This window comes from Mycobacterium sp. 1274756.6, from assembly GCF_001668625.1.
Lineage (GTDB): Bacteria > Actinomycetota > Actinomycetes > Mycobacteriales > Mycobacteriaceae > Mycobacterium.
Map to the genome: position 1 here is coordinate 1 of NZ_LZLJ01000089.1, position 9,985 is coordinate 9,985.

Below are 9,985 nucleotides of genomic sequence, written 5' to 3' on the forward strand. Positions count from 1 at the left end.
GCCGGGCGCGCTGATGCCCAGCTATGCGGGTAGCGGGAATGTCGCCGCCATGATGGCGTTGGCGAAGGCTGCGAGCGGCAACGTGAAGTACGCGCCCGCCTCCGATCTTGTCAACGGTCTGGCGGACTGCTCGGGGTCGATCTCCGACCTCGTTGAGGTGCTACAGACCGGGAGGACCACGCCCGGACGGCTGTTCACCACCACCAACTTCGCCTCCGACGCGGAGGCCGCCAAGCTCGGGTTCCGGCCCGGCTACATGCCCGGCGCCCTCAACATCGGCGTCAACCCCTACCCAGGGCAGGCCGGCCACATGGCTGCGACGTTGCCGGATGGTGTGGCGTTTGAGGGTGGCGGGGGTACCGGTGGCGGCGCCCAGTATGGGGGTTCTGCTGTGGGGGCGCTTGATCCGCAGTTTGAGAAGCATTACTACTTGCCGGTCGGGCCGTATGCGGGGGTGTCGGCGGGGTATCCGGTGGCTCCGTCGTACGGGTACAGCCAAGGGTACGGCCCGCAGCCGGCTGTTACCGCTACGGGTCCGGCTCCTGGGCCGCCGCAGCCGCGGGTGCCGTTGCCGACGCATGGGCCGAGTGGTGAGAGTTTCGTTGGGGTGCCCAAGGGTGGTGTTCCGTATCCGGCTGGGGCTGGGGGTGAGGGTTTCCAAGGCGCTGACGGGCTACCGATGCAAGCCGCGATGACCGCTGCGCAGGGCTTGGATCTCCTGATGCCAGGCGCCGGGCAGGGCGCCCAGATGGCGATGCAGTTGACGAACCGGGCCATCGGCTACGCCGGACAGGTCGCCGGGATCGGTGTCGGCGGGCTGCTGGAGACGTTCCTGCCTGCCGGGTCACCGCTCGCCAGTATCGGCAACTCGTGGGTCGGCCGGCTCGCCTCCGGGTTTGCCGGCGCCCGACCCGCGCTCCCGAACCTGGCGGGGCAGCAAGCCCCGCCGAACCCCTACACCGGCGACCAGGGCGCACCCGGGCAACAGCAGCCCGGCACCGTCATCAACGCGGAATACCACAACCACCAGGCCACCGAGGACCGCGGCGGCGCCGACTACATGCGACACCTGAACGCCCAATACGCAGGCCCAGGCCGCTAGAACGGAGTCCACCATGACAACCTGTAAACCCTGCACACTGCGCGAGGCAGGCGATACCGTCGCCGCGGAATCGCTGGTGGCTATACGTGCCCAGCGACTCGCCCTGGCGATGCTCAACGGCGCCACCGACGCCACATCGGAGATCGCCACCGAACTAGGCGGCTGCCTCGACTGCATCGCCCGACTCGCCGCGACCTACCTCGGCGGCTACGCCGCCGCGCTCTCTGCTTACGCGGGCAGCCCCGAGAACGCGGCAGCAGCCATCCAGCAAGGCCTGATGCGCGACCTCGACAACGGGAACAGGTGCGGCACCTAACCGCCACTGCGCCCGACTAGCCCCCTGTTCCTGCGAACTGGAGCCTCGAGGTCGGGCATACTACAAACAACGGTCGCTGCCTGCCCACGAACGACCGATCGCAGACTTCCAACGGGGGTGGTGAAGATGGTCGATCTGTTCACCGACCCATTATTTACGCCCCGGGAAGTCGCGACCTTTCTCAACATCCCGCGCTCGACGCTACATACCTGGCTGAACCCGAAAGCTCCCGGCGTGGTCCCGTTGGTACACCACCTGCCACCGGAACGGCGCGGCGCCGCCTCTGTGCCATTTGCTGCCCTGGTGGAAGCTTTCGTGCTGCGCGCACTCAGAAACGAACTCCGCTTCACCAAGCGTCAGATCACCGACACAGTTGTGGACGTACGCACCAACTTCGGATCGGACTTCGCGCTGGCCAGCAAAAGGATCGCCACCGACGGGATCGACATCTTCATCGAACATAACGAAGGTGAATACGCTCGAGTGGGAGACCACCAGGTGCTACTCCGCGACGTCGTTGGCGACTATTTGCGGTACATCACCTGGTCGAAGCACAACGAATATGCCGAGCGCCTGCGGTTACGCAGCTTCGGTGACGCTGCCCATGTAGTGATCGACCCTCGGTTCGCGTGGGGCGACCCAGTGGTCGAACGCAACAAGGTTCCGGTGAGAGCGGTCCTGGACCTTTGGGCCTCGGGCGAGCCTATGTCGGTTGTGGCCGATGAGTACGGGCTGACCCCCGCGGAAGTAGAAGAGATCTGCCGGGTTGGTCTCAAGAAGGCGGCGTGACAGCAGGGACGCCGAGCCTCCCGAGTTTTTCTTTGACCGGGGGCTGGGAAAGCACGTCGCATTCAGGTTGATCGACCTCGGCTGGCGAGTCCACCGCATTACTGACTACTTTCCCAACGACGGCGACAACGTCGAGGATTCGGTGTGGATGGACTACGGGCTTCAGCGCGACTGGTTCCCACTCCACAAGGACAGCAAGATCCGCGGCCGGCCAGCTGAGCGCGCACCGATCGAGAAGTACGAAATGGCGATGTTCTACCTCGATAATCAGCAGCTTTCGATCGATGAGATGGTCCGGCGAATTCACAGTCAGCAGAACAAAATCTATGCATTGGCCCGCCGCCGGAGACAAGGTGCCGCGTGCTACGCAATCACAGAAAACGGGGTACACAAGCGGTGGCCATGACGCTGAGAGGACGAATCACTATGCGGTCGGGTCCCGGGTAGTGCGCCGACAGCTACTTGTCGGTGGCGTCTGGCAGGCTTGATCAGGTGACTGCGGTTGCCTCGCCAGATGAAGTGCTGGCCCCCGCTCTGGCTCGCCTCGACCACGCTGTAGCCGCCCTGATCGACCCGGTCATCGAGTATGTGCAAGACCGGGAGTTGGCGGCTTCCAGCCGGTATGAGCAACTGTGCAGTGAGAAACGACCGTCTCCGCAATCGTGCATCGGATCCGGTGGCCGACACGCGGCATCCCGGCCGGCAGGCCGCATCGATGCAATCAAGCTATGCGCCGAGATCGACGGCACCACGCAAGCCTGGTCACCGGCGCCCGGAGACACACCGCAACGGTTGCGCCGCCTGGTCGACCGTAGCTGGCGCCCCCAGGACACCGCCCGAGTCACAGCCATCGCTGGCGCTTGCGAACAGTGGGCCATCGAAATCAGTGCCCTGCTGGACCCAGTCAGCGTCAAAACCCTGTCAGCGCCCTGCCCAGTCTGTGGCGCTAACCGTGTCTACCGGCAGGACGACTGCGGCGAAACGGTACGGCAACCTGCCCTTCAGATCATCGCCGCCGTCGGCTGCACGTGCCTGGCTTGCAAAGCCGCCTGGGCGCCCGACCAGTATCTATTCCTGTGCCGCCTGCTCGGCTTCGAGCTTCCCGCCGGCGTCCTCGTATAGCTGTTTCGCCCGCCGCCCCTGCCACCAAGTCAGTTTGAGAGCGTAGTTCTGCGTGCCCAACTCTGTCACCGCACCGGCTTCGATGATGAACGCAGCGATAGCGGATGTTGCGGTATCGAGGTCAGCTTGAGTTAGCTTTCTTGTCCCTTTGGCACGGCCGAAGCAGTCCCCGAACTCGGCGATCAACCTCATGGCGTTGTACGTACGTTGCCGGATTTCGGCGTCGGCGCATGCGAGTCGGACCGTCATGATGGCGCCAGCAATGTCGCCGATCGCGGCGTGGAGTCTCTGGTAATCGACTCCGGTGGCTGGCACCTTGCCTAAAAGGTATAGCTCGCACGCTTTAACGAACTCAGCTGCCTCAGAAACCCACTGCGATGTGTCACGGTGCAGGCCGACGATGGCTTCGCGTGCAAGTACGAGCCGCTGCGCCCGGACCTGCACCCGGACGGCTCCGAACGCGGCGAACGCTGCACAAAAGGCTGCGATTGTCGACCACGGCCAACTCGACAGAAAATCGAACGTCATCCGTACACCGTGCCACCGGCGACACAGGGCCACCGCGTCCGCTGGGGAGTATGGACGGAAAGCGGCCCTCGGCAGTCCGCCGAGGGCCGCTTTGGTGCTGCCGTAAGGGCTATGTACTGAACTCATCGAGGAAGTCAGCGGCCTCGACGAGTCGGGCGGCCAGCTCGCGCGCCTCCGCTGCGGTGAGGGTGTTATCCGATGGGGTCACATCGACGTGGATCCAGCACTGGCGCAGCGAGCCATCGACGCCCTGAAACCCGGCCGACGCCAAACTCACGGTCCGCCCCGGCCAATCACGGCCGTTGACGTACCGCTCGGGGAGCGTGGTGCTGCTGATGGCATCCCACGTTGAGGCGTGGACTGCTCCGGGCGGTGCCGGCACCTCGGCGTACTGCCGGCCCCAAACTGCCGAGCGGGCCTGATCCCGCAGAATCCAGCGCGACTCCCCGGCCTGCTCAGCGGCGGCCAGACAGGCGCGTTCCTCATCGGTGAGTTGGTCAGCGAAATCACGCCACGACTCGACGGGCGCCTCGGCGGCACGGCTGTCGATGGCACTGCTGTTGGTGGTGGACACGGTGCGTTTCTCCCATTCGTTGGGAGCTAGCTCGCGATGCTGTGCTGACTCTTAGCCCATATCTGGCCCACGGTGGTCGTTTCTGGCTTGAAAAACCATTCGTGACCTGCACTAATTATGGTGCGCGATACTGGGATTGAACCAGTGACCTCTTCCGTGTCAGGGAAGCGCTCTCCCACTGAGCTAATCGCGCGGGATGTCGATTCTGGAGGTGGAGACGGGAATCGAACCCGTGTGCACGGCTTTGCAGGCCGTTGCCTCACCACTCGGCCACTCCACCGTTGGGGTTGATGCCTGTTGCACCCTCCGAGCGGATGACGGGATTCGAACCCGCGACCCTCACCTTGGCAAGGTGATGCGCTACCAGCTGCGCCACATCCGCGAGCTACGGACGAGATCGTCGCCCGTCGCGAAGCACGACATTAGTCCACCCGGGTCGCGGTGCACAAATCCCTTGGTGCCCGCGGCGGGTCGGCGCTCACCGGGGTCGTGACGGAGGCCCGCTCGCGGCCGGCGGCTTTCGGTCAGCCACCCGGTTCGTGTTAGTCTTCGACGTCGTTTGACGGGTCTCGTAGCTCAGCGGGAGAGCGTCCGCCTCACACGCGGAAGGTCACTGGTTCGATCCCAGTCGGGACCACAAAATTAATTCATCGCCGGTAGATGCTCCGTGTTCCCCACATCGACCCCCGACGGGCCGCCGGGCGGCACCAGGATGTTGGGCGCGACGCGAGGGTGAGGCGTCGCCGCGCTGCCGCGCCGCATAAGCGATGCTTACGGCCGTAGATAACATCACTTACTCTGCTAAGTGATGCTAACGTGGGATGGTGGCATCACTTAGTCCCGCGGTGGGCTTTGAGACCCTGACGTGGGAGCCCGCCGCCCAGACGGGATACAGTCTCGCCGACCAGCGCGCGGCGGTTCGCCAGTCCGGCAACTACCTGGCAGCGGTCACCGCCGACATCGGCGACCTACAAATTTCGCTTCCCACCGCGGCGTTGGCCGAGGCCGAGGACGCCAGCCGCGAAATCGCACGCTTCGATTCCGAGCTGGGCGACGAGATCGCCCCGTTCGCCGCGGTACTGCTGCGGTCGGAGTCGGCGGCCAGCTCCAACATCGAGAACCTCACCGCCTCGGCGCGCGCCATCGCCGAAGCCGAATCTCTCGGCGGCCCCACGCGCCACAACGCCGCGATCATCGTCGCCAACACCGCCGCCATGCAGGCCGCCGTCGCACTGGCCGACCACATCGACGCCGCCGCGATACTCGACATGCACCACGCCCTCATGCACACCAGCACACCCGCGGCCGCGGGCAGATGGCGCGACGAACAGGTGTGGATCGGAGGTGGGCCGTTCGGCCCCCGCGGCGCGGACTACATCGCCCCACACCATCGGCGCGTTCCCGCGGCGATCAACGACCTGATCGCCTTCACCCATCGCGCCGACGTCCCTGCGCTGGTGCAGATCGCTATCGCCCACGCGCAGTTCGAGTCGATTCACCCGTTCACCGACGGCAACGGGCGCACCGGCCGCGCCCTGATGCAGGCGATGCTGCGCAACAAGGGCCTCACCCGCCATGTCACCGTGCCGGTCTCAGCCGGGCTGCTCGCCGACACCGACGCCTACTTCGCCGCGCTGACCGCCTACCGAGACGGTGACGCCGCCCCGATCGTGGAGCAGCTGTCCCAGGCGGCGCTACTCGCGGTTGCCAATGGCCGCCGGCTGGTCGCCGACTTGCGCGACATCCGCACCGGGTGGGGCTCACGCATCACCGCCCGGCGTGATTCCGCGGTCTGGAAGGTGTCCGACCTACTGCTCAGACGCCCGGTGTTCAACGCGGCGCTGCTGCACCGCGAGCTGGGCATCACCACGGGCAATGCACGCCGCTACATCGACCCGCTCGTTGACGCAGGGATCGTCGTGGAATTCACCGACCGCGCCCGCAACCGCGCGTGGCGAGCGCCTGAAGTTCTCGCCGCGTTGGATGCCTTCGCCGAGCGGGCCGGGCGGCGGCGGCGGAGTGGCTGAGGCGGTATCGGGTGGGCGGATAGCGAGACGTTTCACGTCCTCGGAGCGCAAGTCGCCGCGGCCAACCTCCGCCGTGATGCGCCGTCACGTCGTGTGTCCCGGCGCGCCGGCCAGGCGTGCGCGCAGCGTCCGCTGCTCGTAGTCGCGGCGGAACCGGCCCCGGCGCTGCAGGATCGGCACCACCTGCTCGACGAAATCCTCGATCCCGGCGGGCAGGGCCGGCGGCATCAGGTTGAACCCGTCGGCGGCGCCGGTGTCCACCCAGCGTTCGATCTCGTCGGCGATGCCCTCCGGGGTGCCGATGAAGGTGGCGTGCCCACCGCCGGCGGCGAGGAACCCGAGCAACTCCCGCACGGTGGGCTGGGCGCTGTCGATGATCCGCAGCACGGTCGCGTACCGGCCCTTGGGGCCGGTGAACTGCTCCAGCGGCGCCAGCGGCGGCACCGGGGCGTCCAGATCCCAGTCCGAGGTGTCCACCCCGACGAAGAAGGACAGCTGGGCCAGCGAATCGCGGGTTGGCAACAGCTCGTTGAGGGCGCGCTGCTGTTGCTTGGCTTCCCGCTCGGTGGACGCCACATAGGTGACCAGCCCCGGCATGATCGCGAGCTGCGCGGGGTCGCGGCCCAGCGTCGCAGCCCGAGCCAGCACATCGGAGCGGTACTCGCGTGCCGTTTCGGCGTCCCAGGCGACCGCGTAGATGCCGTCGGCGTAGCGGGCGGCCAGCTGCCGGCCGGGGTCTGAGGCGCCCGCCTGGAACAGGGCGGGCCGGCCCTGCGGTGACTGCGGCACGTTGAGTGGGCCGGCGACACCGAACCACGTCCCGGCGTGGTCCACCGCGCGCAGCAGCGATTCGTCGAGATAGGTCCCGGCAGGGTCCGCCACAATCGCGTCCGTCGGCCAGGAATCCCACAGCCGCAGCAGCACGTCGATGAATTCCGCGGCCCGTGCGTAGCGTTCCGCGTGGTCGGGCAGGCGGTCCATGCCGTGGTTGCGGGCTTCGTCGTCGGTCATCGACGTCACCACGTTCGCCCCCACTCGGCCGCCGGAGATGTGATCCAGGCTCGCCAGCAGCCGGGCCGCATGGAACGGGTTCCAGAAGGTGCTCGACACGGTCGTGACCAGCCCGATGTTCTCGGTGGCCCGCGCCATCGCGGTCAACGTGGTCAGCGGCTCCAGGAACCACAGCGGGCCGCTGCCGACCGCGCCGAGTCCAGCCGACTGCCCGTCGGCGAGGAAGATCGCGTCGAGTTTTCCGCGTTCGGCGGTGCGCGCCAACTGTTCCCAGTAGGTGATGTCGCCGAGCCGGCCGACGCTGGAGTCCGGCGCGCGCCACGCCCCGGCATGGTGTCCGCAGGCGAACGCGAACAAGTTGAGCCGCACCGGCTTACGGGTATCGTGCTGCGCGGTCAATTGTTCACCAGACCACCGTCGACGACCAGGTTCTGGCCGGTGACCGCCCGCGACCACGGCGAGGCGAAGAACAGCACCGCATCGGCGAACTCCTCCGGTGTGGTCACCGACCCCAGCGGCGTGCCGTCCGCGATCGCGTCGAACACCGCCGCCGGGGTCGCCGCGCTGGCATCGGTGGTCCGCAGCAGGCCGCCGCTGACCATGTTCACCCGCACGCCCAGCGGCCCGAGGTCGGCGGCGAACGTGCGGGTCAGCGACAACAGCGCCGCCTTCGCCGCGGTGTAGTCGTGATACGGCACGACGGGATGCTGAAACAGGTTCGTGCCGACGTTGACCACCCGCCCGGACCCCAGCTCGGCGAAGTGCGGCAGCGCCGCCTGGATGACGTTCAGCGCACCCTGCACACCGCCGGTGAACTGCTCGGCGAATGCGCCATAGGCGATCTCGTCGGCCTTCGCCCGGGCGTCCCCGTCGAAGGCGAAGTCGACCAGGGCGTTGTTGACCACCGTCGCCACCGGGGCGTCGAACTCCGCCCGCGCTCGGACGAACAACTGCTCGACCTGAGCGCGGTCCCGCACGTCGGCCCGCACAGCGATCGCCCGGCCGGGAAACTCGGCGGCGAGGCCCTCGGCGGCTGCGCGGCTGCGGCGGTAGTTGATGACCACCCGTGCGCCCTCGCGCAGCAGTGCCGAGGCGATCCTGCGGCCCAGCCCCCGGCCTGCGCCGGTCACCACCGCGACCTGTTCGGCGATCGCCGGCACCTGTGCGGGGCCGCCTGCGGGCGCCACCGGTCTCGTCGTCACGGGCGAATCCCCTTCCTCCAGGCGACCACGGCTGGCCGAGACGTAGCAGCGCGGAGACCGGTCGTCGACGGTGGGCGCGGACCAGGCGATCCGTTCGCCAGCGCGACCTGGAGCAGGTTCAACGGGTGTGATCTCAGCCGCTACGTACGGCACCCCGTGTCCAACGAGATCCAAGCTACACCCGCACCACCCCGCGATCCGGCCGGCCGATGACGCGCACGGGCAGCGCAGCGCGACCGGCCGGGTCCACCTCCCACGAATCAACAATCACTCGGGTCACAATGGCCACATGAGTGCTCCCGCTGATCTGTCCCGGCCACCCGAGACGACGCGTCCCGAGTCGGCCGCCGGGCCTACCGCGCCGACCGCCAAGCCCGCGTGGGGCCAGGCGGTGCGTCGGCAGGCCTCGACCGTCTCGGCGAAACTCACCCCGCTGGCCCGGCAGGCCGGCGACCGGATCGCGGCGGCATCGCCGATGACCCTGCTGGCGGCGCTGCTGGGTCTGCTGACCATCCTCAGCATCGTCGCCGCGTTGTCGTCGGACACCTCGCTCGGGGCGACGAGCACGGTGCTGTTCGTCCCGGCGTTCTCGGCCGCCCTGGGCGCCTTGGCCATGCGCGGTCTGATCGTTCGGCGCCGGGACCAGGCGCTCGCCGACGACGCCCGGCACGACGCCACCGAGTTGCGGCAGCTCGAACACACCCTGGACTACATCGACACCAAGCTCGACGCCGCCCTCACCCAGTTCGGCTCCGAGCGGCACAACGACGCGGTGGTGGCGATGTTCCAGGCCAAAGCGGCCACCGAGCTCTACCGCGGCGCGGCCGAACTCGACCGGCGCACCGAAACCCGCTATGCGCTCGCCGATTTCTTGACCCCGGCCGCACTGCAGGCGGGGGAGCGCGCCGAGCGGCCGGCGGGGCTGTCGCTGATCTGAGCAGCGGCGGCACCCGCAAGCAGCCGTTTCCGACGGCCGGCGGCGGTACGGTTCGATGATGGACGACGCGGACGAATTCGACTACGTGGTGGCCGGCGGCGGCTCGGCGGGTTGCGTGGTGGCCAGCCGACTCAGCGAGGACCCCGCGGTCTCGGTGTGCCTGCTCGAGGCCGGCGGCATGGGCCGCAACCTGCTGATCCGGATCCCGCTGGGATTCGTCGCCGGCATGCCGCGCGGCATCAACAGCTGGCACTACCAGACGGTGCCGCAGGCCGGATTCAACGGCCGGCGCGGATTCCAGCCGCGCGGCAAGGCACTCGGCGGCTCCAGCACGATCAACGCGATGATCTACGCCCACGGCCACCCCTCGGACTTCG

General features: G+C 67.7%; 11 protein-coding genes, 4 tRNA genes and 1 pseudogene. 9 read left to right on the plus strand and 7 right to left on the minus strand.

Going from position 1 to position 9,985, the window contains the following annotated elements:
* The 5 genes and pseudogenes from A5643_RS13745 to A5643_RS18280 form a co-directional block, all read left to right on the plus strand.
* Positions 1-1,102, plus strand: a pseudogene (locus A5643_RS13745) (phage tail tape measure protein); the annotation flags it as partial.
* A 13-nt stretch (positions 1,103-1,115) separates the two neighbouring features.
* Positions 1,116-1,418 carry a hypothetical protein gene (locus A5643_RS13750; RefSeq protein ID WP_156628812.1) on the plus strand — a complete coding sequence of 101 codons (303 nt, stop codon included), beginning with the start codon at positions 1,116-1,118 and terminating at the stop codon, positions 1,416-1,418.
* A gap of 126 nt (positions 1,419-1,544) precedes the next feature.
* Positions 1,545-2,207: a DUF433 domain-containing protein gene (locus A5643_RS13755; protein ID WP_066856550.1), complete on the plus strand. Its 663-nt coding sequence runs from the start codon at positions 1,545-1,547 to the stop codon at positions 2,205-2,207.
* A complete protein-coding gene (locus tag A5643_RS13760) occupies positions 2,185-2,613 on the plus strand; it encodes a PIN-like domain-containing protein (protein WP_066856528.1) in 429 nt (142 codons plus the stop codon). Before A5643_RS13755 ends, A5643_RS13760 begins: the two co-directional genes overlap by 23 nt.
* An 86-nt stretch (positions 2,614-2,699) precedes the next feature.
* Positions 2,700-3,329: a DUF7341 domain-containing protein gene (locus A5643_RS18280; RefSeq protein ID WP_156628813.1), complete on the plus strand. Its 630-nt coding sequence runs from the start codon at positions 2,700-2,702 to the stop codon at positions 3,327-3,329.
* Here A5643_RS18280 and A5643_RS13765 read toward each other — a convergent pair.
* From A5643_RS13765 to A5643_RS13785, 5 genes are all read right to left on the minus strand, one after another.
* Entirely contained in the window at positions 3,276-3,857 is a 582-nt protein-coding gene (locus A5643_RS13765; protein ID WP_066856530.1) for a hypothetical protein, read from the minus strand. The two genes, A5643_RS18280 and A5643_RS13765, sit on opposite strands and share 54 nt — an antisense overlap.
* 109 nt (positions 3,858-3,966) lie before the next feature.
* Positions 3,967-4,431 carry a hypothetical protein gene (locus A5643_RS13770; RefSeq protein WP_066856533.1) on the minus strand — a complete coding sequence of 155 codons (465 nt, stop codon included), beginning with the start codon at positions 4,429-4,431 and terminating at the stop codon, positions 3,967-3,969.
* 118 nt (positions 4,432-4,549) lie between these two features.
* Positions 4,550-4,624: transfer RNA gene (locus tag A5643_RS13775), tRNA-Val, on the minus strand.
* A gap of 13 nt (positions 4,625-4,637) precedes the next feature.
* Positions 4,638-4,711: transfer RNA gene (locus A5643_RS13780), tRNA-Cys, on the minus strand.
* 29 nt (positions 4,712-4,740) lie between these two features.
* A tRNA-Gly gene (locus A5643_RS13785) sits at positions 4,741-4,813 on the minus strand.
* 183 nt (positions 4,814-4,996) lie between these two features.
* On the opposite strand from A5643_RS13785, the gene A5643_RS13790 reads away from it, so the two are divergent.
* Both A5643_RS13790 and A5643_RS13795 read left to right on the plus strand, forming a co-directional pair.
* Positions 4,997-5,068, plus strand: a tRNA-Val gene (locus A5643_RS13790).
* A 184-nt stretch (positions 5,069-5,252) separates the two neighbouring features.
* Positions 5,253-6,458 carry a Fic family protein gene (locus A5643_RS13795; protein ID WP_066856536.1) on the plus strand — a complete coding sequence of 402 codons (1,206 nt, stop codon included), beginning with the start codon at positions 5,253-5,255 and terminating at the stop codon, positions 6,456-6,458.
* Between the two features lie 84 nt (positions 6,459-6,542).
* Here the strand turns inward: A5643_RS13795 and A5643_RS13800 are convergent, their stop codons facing one another.
* Complete coding sequence (locus A5643_RS13800) at positions 6,543-7,838, minus strand: LLM class flavin-dependent oxidoreductase (RefSeq protein ID WP_082948956.1); 1,296 nt, start codon at positions 7,836-7,838, stop codon at positions 6,543-6,545.
* A 26-nt stretch (positions 7,839-7,864) separates the two neighbouring features.
* Positions 7,865-8,671 carry a 3-oxoacyl-ACP reductase gene (locus A5643_RS13805; protein ID WP_502686239.1) on the minus strand — a complete coding sequence of 269 codons (807 nt, stop codon included), beginning with the start codon at positions 8,669-8,671 and terminating at the stop codon, positions 7,865-7,867.
* A gap of 289 nt (positions 8,672-8,960) precedes the next feature.
* On the opposite strand from A5643_RS13805, the gene A5643_RS13810 reads away from it, so the two are divergent.
* Positions 8,961-9,608 carry a hypothetical protein gene (locus A5643_RS13810; protein ID WP_156628814.1) on the plus strand — a complete coding sequence of 216 codons (648 nt, stop codon included), beginning with the start codon at positions 8,961-8,963 and terminating at the stop codon, positions 9,606-9,608.
* Positions 9,609-9,666: 58 nt separating this feature from the next.
* The coding region (locus A5643_RS13815) for a GMC family oxidoreductase N-terminal domain-containing protein (protein ID WP_197497734.1) at positions 9,667-9,985 on the plus strand (319 nt) is incomplete at its 3' end.

Excerpts from the sequence above, each read along its gene's own strand:
- A5643_RS13750 (WP_156628812.1), top strand. The coding sequence starts at position 1,116 with ATGACAACCTGTAAACCCTGCACACTGCGCGAGGCAGGCGATACCGTC.
- A5643_RS13755 (WP_066856550.1), top strand. The coding sequence starts at position 1,545 with ATGGTCGATCTGTTCACCGACCCATTATTTACGCCCCGGGAAGTCGCG.
- A5643_RS13765 (WP_066856530.1), bottom strand. The coding sequence starts at position 3,857 with ATGACGTTCGATTTTCTGTCGAGTTGGCCGTGGTCGACAATCGCAGCC.
- A5643_RS13795 (WP_066856536.1), top strand. The coding sequence starts at position 5,253 with ATGGTGGCATCACTTAGTCCCGCGGTGGGCTTTGAGACCCTGACGTGG.
- A5643_RS13810 (WP_156628814.1), top strand. The coding sequence starts at position 8,961 with ATGAGTGCTCCCGCTGATCTGTCCCGGCCACCCGAGACGACGCGTCCC.